Below are 13,860 nucleotides of genomic sequence, written 5' to 3' on the forward strand. Positions count from 1 at the left end.
GAAGCGCGTCGGCTTCCTCCCAGCGCAGAGTCTTGAAGGTTAGACGGACTAGAACTTCAGCGTCACGTCGACGAGGTAACGGCGGCCGTAGCTGTCGTAGCGGCCGATCCGGTTGGGATCGTTGTCGCGGTACATGCGCAGCGCCTCGTTCGTCAGGTTGTTGACCTGGAAGCGGACGCCGATCTTGTCGTTGATCTGGTAGGACGAACTGAAGTCGAGGGTCTTCTCCGTCTCCAGGGTCTGCAGGTCCGCGCCGTTCCAGCCGTAGATGACGGTCATCGGCGAGTGGTACTTCCAGCCCAGGCGCGCTTCGAATCCGTTGTTGGAATACCAGAGGTCGACCGTGGCGGTGTTCTTGGCCAGGCCCGTCATCCGCAGCGGATTATTGGCCGGCGAGAACTCCTTCAGGTTCGAGTCCACATAGGCGTAGTTCGAGTAGATGCCGAACTTGCTGAGCGGCCCCGGCAGGAAGAAGAACGGCGTCTGGAACGTCAGCTCGACGCCCTGGATGTGGCCGCTGCCGCCGTTGGCCGGGCTGGCGACCGTGTAGGTCTGGCCGCCGAACGTGGCCGGGGTCTGCTTCCAGCCGATATAGCTGTCGACGTCCTTGTAGTAGTAGGACAGCGCCACCAGGGCTTCCGGGCGGAAGTAGTACTCGGCCGAGGCGTCGAACTGGATGGCCTCGAACGGCTTCAGCTTCGGGTTACCCGCGCTGCCGGTCCACGGGGCCCAGTTGGCCAGGGTGCGGCTGGCGCGCAGCTCGTCCAGCGGCGGACGGGCGATGACCTTGGCCAGACCCAGGCGGATCAGCTTGCCGTCGCCGAAGTCCAGCTTGGCGTTCGCCGAGGGCAGGAAGTCGGTATAGTCATTGTCCACCGTCACGGCCTTGAAAGCGCTGGCGGTGTCCTGCTGCTGGCCGTCGCTGCTGGTCTCGGTGTGGACCAGACGCGCGCCGATGTTGCCGGTGACCCACGAGCCGCCGACGCCGTCGCCGGCGAAGTTCAGCTTGGCGAAGCCTTCATAGACCTTTTCGTTGACGGCCCAGCGCGAGGCCAGGTCCTCGGTCGCATTGGACAGGGCGAAGGCATTGGCGCCGTAGGCGACGGCCGCCACCTTGTCGATGTCGGCGGTCAGCAGGGCCGGGACATTGGCGCCGTCGCTGAGCTTGTAGGCGGTCAGCAGACTGGTCGGGATGGTCGCGCCGGTGGCCGACGGGGCGAAGGTGAAGCGGGTGTGGTCCTTGGTGCGGTCCGAGGCGCGGACGCCGAACTGAACGCCCTTGAAGACGCTGTCGCCGCCGAAGTCGCGGGCGAAGTCCAGGGCCGCGGCCTTCAGTTCGTCGTTCAGGCGCTCGGGACCGTCGTGCGAGCCCGCTAGGTCGGCCGTCTGGCTGAGCTTGATGCTCTCCTCGCTGGTCGTGATGGTCGGCGTCACGCCGGCGCGCCAGTCGAAGGTCGTCCAGGCCGGCCAGGCCTCGAAGCGCACGGCCTTCCAGGTGTTCTTGCGCTTGGCCTTCGAATACGAGACGTCGCCAGTGACGGTCCATTGGTCGCCAGTCCACTTGCCGTTCAGACCGCCGGCGAACAGGTCCTTGTCCTCGGTGTACTTCGCCAGAACGGTCTGCACCGAACTGAACGGCAGGCGGGCGGCGACGACAGCGTTGTTGATCAGGGTGTAGGATGCGCCCGGCGCGTTGTAGACGCCGTCATTCCAGCCGATGTTCGACGCCGCGCCGGTGTTCCAGTTGCCCCAGTTGTTGGCGCCCCAGACGGTCTGGTCCTGGACCTCGGTGATCTTGATCTTCGAATAGAGAGCGTCGGCCTTCAGCTCGAAATTCTGGCTGGGCTTGTACTGCAGGCCCCCGGAAATCCCGGTGCGCTTCTGGTCGATGCGGCTGGCCGACATCTGCGCGCCCCAGGGCGTGTAGTCGACCTTGCCGTCGTGATTGACGTCGCTGCTGTAGTCGCTGGCCCCGGCCGGCGGACGGGCGTTGCTGTCGTTATAGCCCCAGCCCGTGAACGAGCCATAGCCGTTCTTCTGGCGTTGGGCGGTGACGCCCAGGACGACGGCCAGGTCGTCGTTCAGCTTGCGCACCCACGAGCCCGAGCCGCGGTAGCCGGTCGTGCTATAGTTCGGAATGTCCTTGCCGCCGTCATAGAACACCGGGCCGGCGCGCAGCACGAACTCGGGGCCGCGATAGTCCAGCGGATCTATGGTCGAGATGTTGATGGTCGCGGCCACGCCGCCGGCGATCAGGTCGGCCGACTGCGACTTGTAGACCTGGACGCCCGAGACGACTTCCGACGGATAGATCTCCCAGCGGACGTTACGGTCGGGCTCGGACGAGGCGACCTCGCGGCCGTTGATCGTGCCCAGCACCAGGCGGGCGCCCAGGCCGCGCACGACGGCCTGGCTGTCGTTGCCGCGGTCGCGGGTGGCGTTGACGCCGGGCAGGCGGGCGATCGACTCGGCGATGGTGACATCGGGCAGCACGCCGATGTCCTTGGCCGAGATCGCCTCGACCACCTTGTCGGAGCCGCGCTTGACGTCCAGCGCCTCGCGCAGGCTCTTGCGCACGCCGGTGACGACGACTTCATCGAGGGCGGCGCTCTCCTGCGCCGGGGTCGACGCCGGCGCCTCGGCGGCCGACCCGGCCATGGACGACGCCGGTGGGGCGCCTTCGCGGATCAGGACCACGTTGGAGGCGGTGCGCTGGTAGTTGAGGTCCGACCCCTTGAGCAGCAGGTCCAGGGCCTGGGCGCTGGTATAGCGGCCGCGCAGGGCCGGGCTCTTGCGTCCCTGGACCACGGCCTTGGTGAACAGCACCTGGGTGTTGGACCGGTCGCCGAACGCCTTCAGCGCCTGGTCCAGGTCCTTGACCGGAATGTTGAATTCATAGGTCTGGGCGACGGCGGCCTGGGCCTGGGCCGGCGCGGCGGTCGCAAGGGCGGCCAGCAGAATGGCGCTCGCGGCGCCGGCGCAAAGGCCGTGGCGGTGTCCACGCGGACGATAGACGGTCATGGTTTTCCCTCCCGGTCCGCGGTTCGCTCTGGTGGCCGTCTTGGCTCTCGAACCCGCGGATATGGGTTACGACGCGGTTCCTCGCGGAGCCCTCAATAAAAACTTCACAATGGCCGGCGGGCGGGGCGGGCTCAGCTGCGCGAACGGATCTCGACGGTGGACTCGCCGGTTGAGACGTCGACGGGAAAATAGCTCTGCACGGCCTCGACGAAGGCGGGGGTGTCGCCGGCGTTGAAGATGCCGCTGATCTTCAGGGCCCGGGCGGGGGCGTCCTCGACGACGATCTTCACCCGCGAATAGTTGTTCACCCGGGCGACGGCGTCGGCCAGGCTTTCGTCGTCGAACACCAGCTTGCCTTCGCGCCAGGCCATGGCCCGCTCGACATCGACGGCTTCGTGCATGAGCGGCGGCGCGGCGTCGGCGGCGAACACCAGTTGTTGCTGCGGCGCCAGTTCCTTCGGCGGCGGCGCTGCGCCTCGGGGCGGTGCGGCCTCGGTCACGGCCACGCGGCCCTCGACCAGGGTGACGACGACGCGCTGGCCCTCGTGCTCGACCGTGAAGGCGGTGCCCAGGGCGGTCACGGTGCGCGTGCCGGCCCGCACCTTCATGGGGCGAGCCTTGTCCTTGGCCACCTCGAAATGGGCCCGGCCCTCGACCACCTCGGCCAGCCGCAGGGCGGGCGAATAGGCGATCTTGACCAGGGTGTTGGCGTCCAGCGAAACGCGGCTGCCGTCCGCGAGGGTGACCGTGCGCTGCTCGCCGACCGCCGTCCGCAGGGTCTGGCGGCCGTCGGGACGCAGCCGGCGCCAGCCGTAGACCGCCAGGGGGCCGGCGGCGAGGGCGGCCAGGCCCGCGGCGACGCCGCGGCGGTCGAGCGCGAATCCGCGTCGCCGCCCGATCCCGCCGGCCCGGTCCAGGGCGTCGCGGCGCAGGACCAGCAGTTCGGGCGCGGCCGCCTGGTCGCCGAACAGCGCCCAGCTTTCCTGGACGTCCTCGAACGCCTGGCGGTGTTCGGGGGCGGCGTCGCGCCAATCCTCGAAGGCCTCGAAGATCGCGGGGTCGTCCGGCGCCTCGGCCAGGCGCACGAGCCAGCGCGCGGCCTCTTCGTGAACGATGCTGTCGGACAAGGATCGGGCCACGGACCTGCTCTAGACCGCGCGGGCGCGCCTTGCCAGGTGCGCCAGCGCCTTGATCATGTACTTCTCGATCGAACTCGCCGAGACGCCAAACAGCGTCGCGATCTCGGCGTGTTTCAACCCTTCCAGTCGATGCAGGATGAACACGTCGCGCGTGCGGGCGTCCAGTTCCTCCAGGGCGGTCAGCGCGGATCGCAAGGACTGCCTGCCTTGTAAGACGCGCTCGGGCGAGCGCACCTCAATAGTTTCGTCGCGATGGGCCGCCTCGGCCAGGTGTTCGGCGAAGGTCTTGGCCCGGCGGGCCCGGTCGCGCAGCAGGTTCACCGCGGTGCGGAACAGGAAGGCCTCGGGATTGTCGATCCGCTCGCCGCCGTCGCGATTGGCCCGTTGCAGGCTGCGGACCATGCGCAGGAACACCTCCTGGGTCAGGTCCTCGGCCTCGTCGCGACGGTGGACGCGACGCAGGAAATAGCTGGTCAGCGGGCCACGATACCGCGCGCTGAGGCGATCGATCCGCCCGTCGTCGGGCGTCTCCACCTGTTGCTGCGCCGGGTTTTCCCGCGGCATCGCGACCTCCTCGACCGGCGCGCCCCCGCGCCCGACGTTCCCCTGGTCCGACAGCCATATCGCCGTTTCCGGGGAATCTCCATTCATATTATTAAACAGACAATCGAGGATCGAGCCGGACAGGTCAAGGTTGCTCCGGCAGGGGAATGGCGGTCGCGCGCCCGCCGACGGTCGCGGTCACCGCCGGCGCGTCGGCCACCGAAGCGGCGGTCGCCGCCGTGGCGACCGTCACCGAGGTTCCCGGCGCCAGCCGCGTGCGGTAGACGAAGGCGTCGCCCTCGCGGACCATCGGCCGTGGGCCGACGCCGCCCAGGAAATCGCCGTCGATGAAGGCCGCGCCGGCCGTCGCCCTGGCCTTGAACGTCACTTCAACCGGCAGCACGTAGGCGTGTTTCAGCCAGCCCTCGGCGCTCTCCAGGGCGTTCCCCTTGTAATCGAACACCGCCGCGTTCTCCCAGTTGGAGCCCTTGCCCCAGCGAGTGCCGCAGGCCTTGGTCGAAACCCAGGCCGGCTCCCAGTAGAAGACGCCCGTGCCGCCGCTGGACAGCACCAGTTGGGTCAGGTCGACCAGGTAGCGCTTCTGGCCGTCCGGCGTGGCCGGATAGCCGGCGATCAGCGAGTCCTCGCCCAGCAGGTTGGGCGAGCTGTCGGCGTTCTGCGTGGTGAACGGATAGGCCGTCTCGACCACCAGCACCTCGGCGGCGTAGGTGTGGCGCAAGCGGTTGATCGTCTGGCCCAGCTGGGCCATGGAGCGCTTGGACCACTTGCTGTAGTAGCTGAGCCCGATGATGTCGTAGTCGGTGACGCCGGCCCTGGTCGCCGCCGCGAACCACGGTTCGGCGTTCTCGGGCTGGGCGATGTGCAGCATGATCCGCGGTTTGGTCCCGGTCTCGCGGCCGGCGTCGCGCACAGCCCTGATGCCGGCGTTGAACAGCAGGGCGTTGCGGTCCCAGTGGATGGGCTCCTTGGCCTTGGCCAGGCTGGAGACGATCTCGCCATTGGTCTCGTTGCCGACCTGGACGAGGTCGGGCATCAGGCCCTCGCGGTTCAGAGCAATCAGGGTGTCGTGGGTGTAGGCGTACAGCGCCTTGGCCTGGTCTGGCGTCGACAGCCCGGCCCAGGCCTTGGGGGCGACCTGCTTATCCCCATCGGCCCAGTCGTCGGAATAGTGGAAGTCCAGCAGCACCCGCAAGCCGGCCGCCTTGGCGCGGCGAAGGCTGCGCTTGACGTCCGCCAGGTTGGAATACTTCGTCCAGTCCGGGTCGTTCCAGATGCGGATCCGCACGGTGTCGGCGCCCGCCGACTTGAAGAACCGGTACGGGTCGACCGCCTTGCCGCCGGCCCTGTAGACCGCGCCACAATCGTCCATCTCGTTGGCGTAGGAGATGTCGACGCCCAGATAGATCGGGGGCTCGGCGGCGCGTGCTGCAGTGAGGCTGATCAGACTGGCGGCCACGGCCAGGGTGACGCGGTGTTTGCCCCGCATGACGTTTCCTTCCGACGTTACTTGGCCTGGCGGCGGAAGGTGTCTGCAATTATACTATAAATCAAGCGCGGAGTTCTGCAGAGCCTCCCCCGAGTGGACATGCATGAGCCAGCGAGCGCCACGTCTGGCGTTCGCAAGATCGATGTTGCCAGCGCGTCCGTCACGGCCAGGAAGCAGAGAGGACACATCGATGCAAATCCAGGCGATCTACGCCGCGCTGATGACTTCGGACATGGTCCGTGCGGAGGGTTCTATGCTCGGCTTTTCGACAGGGAGCCCGATGATCGCCCCATGGACGGTTTGATCCAATGGCGCGACGTGGCGGGCGCGAATATCCAGATCTTCCAAGATCGGGAGAAGGCGGGGACAGGCAGGTTGACGATCGTCGTCCCCAAGATGGATGAAGCTCGACGATCGCTCGAAGACATGGGCGTGGCGCTGAGTGCTGAAACCGAAGGCGACTACGGCCGGATCGCCCAGCTCTCAGACCCCGACGGGAACCGCATCACACTCGCCGAGCCGTCCTCAAGACCATCCGACGGCTAGATCAGGTCTGGAGGCGAGGCGCCCTCTTCTGATCCGCGGGCACAGCGGCGGCGACTGTCATGCTGTACGCGCGCCAGGCACGAGCGGTCCGTTTGCGCCAGTTGCTGACGTTGATGTGCGCCCAGGAAGGCGACATTCAGACCACCTAGGCGCGTGTCGGAGCCAGCGCGGGATAGTCCGTATAACCCACCGCATCATCCTCACCAGGCTCGTAGAAGGTTGGACGGTCGGGCGTGTTGAGCGGTGCGCCGCGGCGGAAGCGCTCGGGCAAGTCGGGATTGGCGAGGAAAGGCTCGCCGTAGGCGATGAGGTCCGCTTCGCCCAGTTGGATCGCGGCTTCACCAAGCTCAGCGTCATAGCCGCCGTTCAGCACGAAGCATCGCGAGAAGACCCTGCGCAGATGCGGGGCAATGCGCTCCACGCCGGGCGGCGGCGCGTCGGGTCCAGCGACGCCTTCCGTCACGTGCAGGTAGGCCAAGCCCATCCCGTCGAGTTCCGAAGCGAGGTAAGTGAAGGTCTCGACCGGGGTCGAGTCGCTCATCCCGTGCAGCGTCATGCTGGGGCCGACGCGATAGCCGACCCGACCGGCGCCCAGGACGTCTGAGACAGCCGTCGCGACCTCAAGCGGGAAGCGAGCACGGTTGGCGATCGAGCCACCATATTGGTCGTCGCGCTTGTTTGAACCGTCGCGCAGGAACTGGTCGAGCAGGTAGCCTGAACTGCCGTGGATCTCGACGCCGTCGAAGCCTGCGGCGTCGGCGTTTCGCGCCGCCTGGCGAAACTGCTCGACCACGCTGGCGATCTCTTCCGTGGCCAAGGCGCGCGGTGTCGGTGTCGATGCGCGCCCCGTCGAAATGAAGACCTCGGCGTCGCCGCTCAACGCCGATGGCGCAACCGGTAGGGCGCCGGCGTGAAACTCGGGGTGGGAAATGCGGCCGACATGCCACAGCTGGGCGAAGATGACGCCGCCGGCGTCATGCACGGCGTCCGTTACGCGCCGCCATGCGGCGACCTGCTCGGGCGAGTGAATGCCTGGCGTTCGGATGTAGCCAACACCCTGCGGGCTGACCTGGGTCGCTTCTGAGATGATGAGCCCCGCGCTCGCGCGCTGAGCATAGTAGGTCGGCGCAAGACGATTGGCGACATTGCCCACGCCGGCGCGGCTTCGCGTCATCGGCGCCATGACCATCCGGTTCTTCAGCGTGATGGCGCCAAGGCGATACGGTCCGAGCAGGGCTTTGGGCGGGGTGTGCATGGTGCTGCTCTCGGTAATGGGACAAAGTGGTATTCTTCAGTAACCAAGGCTAGATTGCGTACCGCTCGCTCCTCCGCAAGAAGGCACATCCATGACACCGGGGTCCGACCGCCAGGCGCCGAACTGTTCGGCCTATACCCGCGACCTGCTCAGCCGGGTCGGCGACAAGTGGAGCATCCTGATCGTCGCGCACCTGGCGGAAGGCCCGATGCGGTTCAATGCGCTAAAGCGCACGATCGGCCAGATCTCGCAGCGCATGCTGACGTTGACGCTCAAGAGCCTGGAAAAGGATGGGTTGGTGTCACGCACGATGTTCCCCACCATCCCTCCGCGGGTCGACTATGCGCTGACGCCGCTGGGTGAAACGCTGATGGGCCCGGTCATGACGCTGATCCACTGGTCGCTCGACCATCAGGATCACGTCGAGATCGCCCGCCGCGCCTATGAAGCCCGTGGCGAGGCGTCTTGAAGACCAACGGGCCCTGAAGGTCATCACCCGGCCGCCTAGCGCTCGGCCGAATTGTCATACTAAATGCGGCCGTCTTTGGAGGCCGCCTTTTGCTAGATCGCCGTCAGTTTCTTGCGAGCGCCTGCTGCGCTGCCTGCGCCACGCCCGCCATGGCTCTTGGCCAATCCAAACCTGGGCTGGAAACGCTCGCCTATGATCAAGTCCAACTGGGCCCCGGCAAACTGCGGGAACAGTTGATGACCCAACACAAGCTCTTCATGGGACTGGAGGATGACCGGCTGCTGAAACCCTTCCGTCAGCGCGCCGGCTTGCCCGCCCCCGGCGCGGACATGGGCGGCTGGTATGACGACTCCGCCGACTTCCATTTCGATCCCAAGGACTTGAGCACGGTCAACTGGCACGGCTACATCCCCGGCCACAGCTTTGGCCAGTACGTCTCGGGCCTGTCGCGCTACGTGGCCGCCACCGGCGATGAAGAAACCCGCGCCAAGGTCCGAGACCTCGTCGTCCAGTATGCCGAGACCATCTCCCCGCGCTTCTTCGCCGGCTACCTGCTGCCCGCCTACACCTACGACAAGATCGTCATTGGCCTGATCGATGCCTATCGCTATGCCGGGGTCGAAGAGGCGCGTGACGCTCTGGACAAGGTCACCGACGCGGTCCTGCCGTCGCTGCCCGACAAGCCCCTCACCCGCCAGGAACGTCGCCAGCGGCCCTATTCCAGCGAGGCGGAGATCTGGGACGAGCCCTACACCCTGCCCGAGAACCTGTTCCTGGCCTGGCGCCTTGGCCTGGGCGAGCGCTATCGGACTCTAGCCGTGCGCTACCTGCAGGATGAGGCCCTGTTCGATCCGCTGGCCCGGGGCGAAAGCCCGCTGGCTGGCCGGCACGCCTACAGCCACGTCAACGCCCTCAACTCGGCGATCCAAGCCTGGTATGCCACCGGGGACGAGAAGTACCTGCGCGCGGCCCGCAACGGCTTCGACTTCGTGCTCCAGCAATCCTTCGCGACCGGCGGCTGGGGCCCCAATGAGCAGCTGATTGGACCCGACGATCACGAGACCTTGCTCAAGACCCTGACGTCAACCCACAACTCGTTCGAGACGCCGTGCGGCGCCTACGGTCACTTCAAGATCGCGCGTTCGCTTCTGCAGATCACCAAGGATCCCCGCTACGGCGACAGCATGGAGCGGGTGCTCTACAACACCATCCTGGGCGCCAAGGACACTACGCCGGACGGCAAGACCTTCTACTACTCCGACTACAGCGACACCGCCTCGAAGTTCTATCGCGACGAGCTGTGGCCGTGCTGCTCGGGGACCTTCCTTCAACTGGCCGCCGACTACGGGATCAGCGCCTATCTGCGCGAGGGCCGGCGGATCTATGTGAACCTCTACATCCCCTCGACCTTGTCGACCGACATCGAGGGCGCGACGGTGCAAATCCGGCAAGAGACCCGCTACCCGCTGGACGCGCAGGTCAACTTCTTGGTGACCCCGGGCCAGGCTGGGCAGTTCTCGTTGATGCTGCGCATCCCCGCCTGGGCTGGCCCCGCCAGTCGTATCCTGGTCAATGACAGGCCGGCGGGCGTCGCTGCGCGCCCAGGCGCCTTTGCCGAGCTGGACCGCATCTGGCGAGCGGGCGACCGCGTCACCCTGAGGCTGGACATAACCCCCCGCCTCGAACCGCTCAACGCCGCTCATCCCGAGGTCGTGGCGTTGCTGACCGGGCCGCTGGTTCTGTTCCCGATTGGTCATAGCGAGATCCAGATGACCAGGGCGCAATGGCTGTCGGTGCGGCGACGCGGCGACGGCCATTGGGCGGCGAGTTCGCCAACCGGTGAACGTGTCTTGAAGCCCTTCGCCTTCATCGACGACGAGCCCTACCGGCTCTATGGCCGGTTGGCGGAGTCCTGAAGCCGTCGCATCCGTGGAGCGAGGGGCTAACCAACCCGCAGGATCGGCTCGCCGCTGCCTGCTAGGGCCCGGCGAGATTCCAGCCGATCGGGGACTTCGGTGACCAGGGCGTCGATGGCCAGGCGCGTGCGCAGGGGCATGTGGGGCGTTGCCGGCCAGACCGCGTAGCAGTCCATCACGGCGCTGGGCCGGTCGGGCCAGACCTCGACGAGATCGCCGGCGGCGATCCGCGGCGCCACCAGCCATTCAGGGACAAAGGCCAGCCCCATGCCTTCGGCCACGGCGTCGACGATCACCTCCAGGTCGTCGAAACGCAGGCGTGACATGACCGGCACGTCCACCAAAACCCCATTGGCGTCTGGCAGGCGCCAGTCCATCGCGCGGCCGTTGCGCCAATAGCCGAGGAGGTCGTGGGCTGCCAGGTCTTCAAGACCCTCGGGCCGCCCCCTGGCGGCAAGGTAGCCGGCTGAGGCGCACAGCACCTTGCGCTGGCTCACCAGTTTGCGCGCACGAAGGGCCAGGCCCTGTCCAAGCTCGCCGTTGCGGACGGCCAGGTCAAAGCCATCGGCGACGAGGTCGACCTGGCGATCGCTGAAGCTCAACTCCAATTCCAGCTTGGGGTGCTGGCGAGCGAACGCCCGCAGGATCGGGGCGACGCAATGGCGGCCGAACAACAGCGGAAGCGACACCCGCAGGCGGCCAACGACGTCGCGCCGGCCGGACTCCAGCATCGCTTCTCCGCCCTGCAGTTCCTCGATCGCGCGTAGGCAGCGCTCGTAGTACTGAAGACCGTCCTCGGTCAGGCACAGGGCCCGGGTCGTGCGGTTGAAGAGCTGCACCCCTAACCGGTCCTCCAGGCGCGCGATCGCCTTGCCAACCGCCGAGCGCGTCAGCGAAAGCCGGTCCGCGGCCTTGGCGAAGCCGCCAGCTTCGACGACATCGACGAAGATCTGCACCCCGTCAAAGCGATCACGCACAGGCGCCTCCTCCGCAAACCGATAGCACCGGGTAGAAGCTCAGGAACCAATGGTGGGAAAAAACATCGCCACCGGCGAACGTGGCTCTACCCTATAACGGCCGCCAACGACAGGCCGCGCTGACGGAGCGGGCCGCAAACGCGAGCAGCCGCGATGGTTCGAGCCGTTTCCTACACCAACAGAGGCGTGCCGATCGCCGCTCACCTGCACCTGCCGAGCGACTTCGACGAGACCGGGCTCTATCCGGCGCTTGTCGGCGTCCATCCGGCAGGCGGGGTGAAGGAGCAGACGATCGGACTCTACGCCAGCAAGCTGGCGGCGCACGGCTTCGTGGTGCTGGTCTATGACTCCTCCTACCAGGGCGAAAGCGGCGGCGAGCCACGCCTTCTCGAGGACCCGGCGACCCGCGTCGAGGACGCCCGCTGCGCGGCGGATTTTCTTGCGACCCTGCCCTATGTCGATGTCGAACGCCTGGGCGTCTATGGCGTCTGCGCGGGAGGCGGCTACGCCCTGGCCGTCGCCCAGACCGAACGGCGCTTCAAGGCCGTCGCGGGCGTCAGCGCGACGCCGATGGGCGAAGCGGCCAGGAGCGTGCTCGGCGTCCCGATCCCCGATGCGGACCTGATCGCTTCGCTGGAGGCGACCGCCGCGCAGCGGACGGCCGAGGCCAGAGGCGCCGCGCCCGTCTATGTCCCCTTCGTGCCGGAGCGGGCCGAGGACATCGACGCGACGACCTCGACCTTCCTGCGCGAGAGCTACGACTATTATCGCACGCCGCGTGGACAACACCCCAATTCCAAGGGCCGCTTCCTGATGACCAGCCTCGACAAGATGCTGGCGTTCACGACCTTCCCTCTGATCCCCAGCCTGCTGACCCAGCCGCTGCTGCTGATCGCGGGCGCGCAGGCCGACACGAAGATCTACAGCGAGCAGGCCTACGCGCTGGCCAAGGGTCCAAAGGACCTCTTCGTCATCGAGGGCGCGACCCACATCGCCCTCTACGACACGCCCGCCTACGTCGACCAGGCGATCGCCCGGATGGTCCCGTTCTTCCAGTCGCTCTAGGCGCTCGCGCCCCTCCGCCCCTTCCAAGGAGCCTGACGATGAAACTGCTGTGCCTTGACATCCCCCAACCCGGCGCGAGCCTGGAGAAATACCAGCCGCACATGACGGACGAGGCCCGCCACGCCTGGCAGGCCTACAAGGGCGGGTTCGTTCGCGACATCTACTTCCGGCAGGATCGCCCCGGCGTGGCCATCATCGCCGAAGCCGAGTCCGTCGAGGCCGCCAAGCAGGCGCTCGCCCAGTTCCCGCTGGCCAAGGCCGGCCTGATCGACTGGGAGGTGATCCCGCTCGGCCCATTCCTGAACTGGGAGTCGCTGTTCGCTCCCGGCCAGGCCTGATCTTGGCGGAAAGGAACCGCGCCATGAAAGCGACAGGCTTCGCCGCGCGCACGGCCGACGGACCGCTCGCGCCATTCGAGTTCGAGCGCCGCGCGCCCCGGCAAAACGATGTCGTTATCGATATCGAGTATTGCGGTGTCTGCCACACCGACCTGCATCTGGCGCGCAATCACTTCGGCTTCACGACCTATCCCATAGTGCCGGGTCACGAGATCATCGGCCGGGTGCGAGAGGTCGGGAGCGGGGTTGCCCGCTTCAAGGCCGGCGACTGGGTCGGCGTCGGCTGCATGGTCGACTCCTGCCGCCATTGCCAGCCTTGCCATAGGGGCTGGGAGCAGGACTGCGTCGAGGGCCCCACCTTCTCCTATGCCAGCACCGATCGACAGGACGGCAGCGTTACCTACGGCGGCTACTCCGACTCCATCGTCGTTCGGGAAGAGTTCGTCCTGGCCGTACCCGATGGGCTCGATCCGGCCGGCGCGGCGCCGCTGCTCTGCGCCGGCGTGACCACCTGGTCGCCGCTTCATCGCTGGAAGGTCGGCAAGGACAGCAAGGTGGCGGTCGTGGGCCTGGGCGGACTGGGCCACATGGCCCTCAAGCTCGCCAAGGCGCTGGGCGCGGATGTGACCCTGTTCACGCGCTCGGCCGGCAAGGAGGTCGACGCCTATCGGCTGGGCGCCGACCATGTCGTGCTTTCGACAGACCAGGCTCAGATGAAAGCGGTCGGGGGCCAGTTCGATGTCATCATCGACACCGTTCCCTACGACCATGACGTCAATCCCTACATGCCGACTCTGACGCTCCAAGGGGTGCTGGTGCTGGTCGGCTACATGGGCCCGTTGGGAACGCCCGTGAACGCCGGCGGGGTGGTGCACGGCCGCCGAGCCATCTCAGGGTCGTTCATCGGCGGCATCCCGGAGACCCAGGAGATGCTCGATTTCTGCGGACGGCACGGCGTCGTCTCCGACGTCGAGATCATCCCCATCCAAGAGATCAACCAAGCCTACGAGCGCCTGGCGAAGGGTGACGTCAAATATCGCTTCGTCATCGACATGGTCACGCTGAAGGCCTGAGGACCCAAGAC

General features: G+C 66.9%; 12 protein-coding genes. 6 read left to right on the forward strand and 6 right to left on the reverse strand.

Annotation, left to right across the window (positions count from 1 at the left end; genetic code table 11):
* Positions 1-48: 48 nt before the first annotated feature.
* The 4 genes from EV278_RS18950 to EV278_RS18965 all read right to left on the reverse strand — a co-directional run bounded on the left by EV278_RS18950 (position 49) and on the right by EV278_RS18965 (position 6,210).
* Positions 49-3,021, reverse strand: a complete 2,973-nt coding sequence (locus tag EV278_RS18950; protein WP_132094958.1) for a TonB-dependent receptor — start codon at positions 3,019-3,021, stop codon at positions 49-51.
* A gap of 131 nt (positions 3,022-3,152) precedes the next feature.
* Positions 3,153-4,160: a FecR domain-containing protein gene (locus EV278_RS18955; RefSeq protein ID WP_132094960.1), complete on the reverse strand. Its 1,008-nt coding sequence runs from the start codon at positions 4,158-4,160 to the stop codon at positions 3,153-3,155.
* Positions 4,161-4,169: 9 nt separating this feature from the next.
* Complete coding sequence (locus tag EV278_RS18960; protein ID WP_165916706.1) at positions 4,170-4,724, reverse strand: sigma-70 family RNA polymerase sigma factor; 555 nt, start codon at positions 4,722-4,724, stop codon at positions 4,170-4,172.
* 124 nt (positions 4,725-4,848) lie between these two features.
* Positions 4,849-6,210, reverse strand: a complete 1,362-nt coding sequence (locus EV278_RS18965) for an arabinogalactan endo-1,4-beta-galactosidase (protein WP_132094964.1) — start codon at positions 6,208-6,210, stop codon at positions 4,849-4,851.
* 291 nt (positions 6,211-6,501) lie between these two features.
* Between EV278_RS18965 and EV278_RS18970 the strand changes: the two genes are divergently transcribed.
* Positions 6,502-6,756, forward strand: a complete 255-nt coding sequence (locus EV278_RS18970; protein ID WP_207905528.1) for a hypothetical protein — start codon at positions 6,502-6,504, stop codon at positions 6,754-6,756.
* A 145-nt stretch (positions 6,757-6,901) separates the two neighbouring features.
* Here EV278_RS18970 and EV278_RS18975 read toward each other — a convergent pair whose 3' ends face one another.
* Entirely contained in the window at positions 6,902-8,011 is a 1,110-nt protein-coding gene (locus EV278_RS18975) for an alkene reductase (protein ID WP_132094966.1), read from the reverse strand.
* 91 nt (positions 8,012-8,102) lie between these two features.
* Between EV278_RS18975 and EV278_RS18980 the strand changes: the two genes are divergently transcribed.
* The gene (locus EV278_RS18980) at positions 8,103-8,480 is read left to right on the forward strand and encodes a helix-turn-helix domain-containing protein (protein WP_132094968.1); all 378 of its coding nucleotides are present in this window, start codon (positions 8,103-8,105) and stop codon (positions 8,478-8,480) included.
* 149 nt (positions 8,481-8,629) lie between these two features.
* Positions 8,630-10,396, forward strand: coding sequence for a beta-L-arabinofuranosidase domain-containing protein (locus EV278_RS18985; RefSeq protein ID WP_132094970.1), 1,767 nt, complete (start codon positions 8,630-8,632; stop codon positions 10,394-10,396).
* 26 nt (positions 10,397-10,422) lie between these two features.
* On the opposite strand, the gene EV278_RS18990 is transcribed toward EV278_RS18985, so the two are convergent.
* The gene (locus tag EV278_RS18990) at positions 10,423-11,373 is read right to left on the reverse strand and encodes a LysR family transcriptional regulator (RefSeq protein ID WP_132094972.1); all 951 of its coding nucleotides are present in this window, start codon (positions 11,371-11,373) and stop codon (positions 10,423-10,425) included.
* 153 nt (positions 11,374-11,526) lie between these two features.
* Here EV278_RS18990 and EV278_RS18995 point away from each other — a divergent pair, with 153 nt between their 5' ends.
* The 3 genes from EV278_RS18995 to EV278_RS19005 are packed head-to-tail and all read left to right on the forward strand — an operon-like array spanning position 11,527 to position 13,849.
* Positions 11,527-12,438 (forward strand): alpha/beta hydrolase, encoded by a 912-nt coding sequence (locus EV278_RS18995; RefSeq protein ID WP_132094974.1) that lies wholly within the window; start codon positions 11,527-11,529, stop codon positions 12,436-12,438.
* 38 nt (positions 12,439-12,476) lie between these two features.
* On the forward strand, positions 12,477-12,776 hold the full coding sequence (locus EV278_RS19000) for a superoxide dismutase (RefSeq protein WP_132094976.1): 300 nt from the start codon (positions 12,477-12,479) through the stop codon (positions 12,774-12,776).
* Positions 12,777-12,799: 23 nt separating this feature from the next.
* Positions 12,800-13,849: an NAD(P)-dependent alcohol dehydrogenase gene (locus EV278_RS19005; RefSeq protein WP_132094978.1), complete on the forward strand. Its 1,050-nt coding sequence runs from the start codon at positions 12,800-12,802 to the stop codon at positions 13,847-13,849.
* Positions 13,850-13,860: the final 11 nt, after the last annotated feature.

It is taken from the genome of Caulobacter sp. BK020 (assembly GCF_004342605.1).
GTDB lineage: Bacteria > Pseudomonadota > Alphaproteobacteria > Caulobacterales > Caulobacteraceae > Caulobacter.

Excerpts from the sequence above, each read along its gene's own strand:
- EV278_RS18950 (WP_132094958.1), bottom strand. The coding sequence starts at position 3,021 with ATGACCGTCTATCGTCCGCGTGGACACCGCCACGGCCTTTGCGCCGGC.
- EV278_RS18960 (WP_165916706.1), bottom strand. The coding sequence starts at position 4,724 with ATGCCGCGGGAAAACCCGGCGCAGCAACAGGTGGAGACGCCCGACGAC.
- EV278_RS18965 (WP_132094964.1), bottom strand. The coding sequence starts at position 6,210 with ATGCGGGGCAAACACCGCGTCACCCTGGCCGTGGCCGCCAGTCTGATC.
- EV278_RS18970 (WP_207905528.1), top strand. The coding sequence starts at position 6,502 with ATGGACGGTTTGATCCAATGGCGCGACGTGGCGGGCGCGAATATCCAG.
- EV278_RS18975 (WP_132094966.1), bottom strand. The coding sequence starts at position 8,011 with ATGCACACCCCGCCCAAAGCCCTGCTCGGACCGTATCGCCTTGGCGCC.
- EV278_RS18980 (WP_132094968.1), top strand. The coding sequence starts at position 8,103 with ATGACACCGGGGTCCGACCGCCAGGCGCCGAACTGTTCGGCCTATACC.
- EV278_RS18985 (WP_132094970.1), top strand. The coding sequence starts at position 8,630 with ATGGCTCTTGGCCAATCCAAACCTGGGCTGGAAACGCTCGCCTATGAT.
- EV278_RS18995 (WP_132094974.1), top strand. The coding sequence starts at position 11,527 with ATGGTTCGAGCCGTTTCCTACACCAACAGAGGCGTGCCGATCGCCGCT.
- EV278_RS19000 (WP_132094976.1), top strand. The coding sequence starts at position 12,477 with ATGAAACTGCTGTGCCTTGACATCCCCCAACCCGGCGCGAGCCTGGAG.
- EV278_RS19005 (WP_132094978.1), top strand. The coding sequence starts at position 12,800 with ATGAAAGCGACAGGCTTCGCCGCGCGCACGGCCGACGGACCGCTCGCG.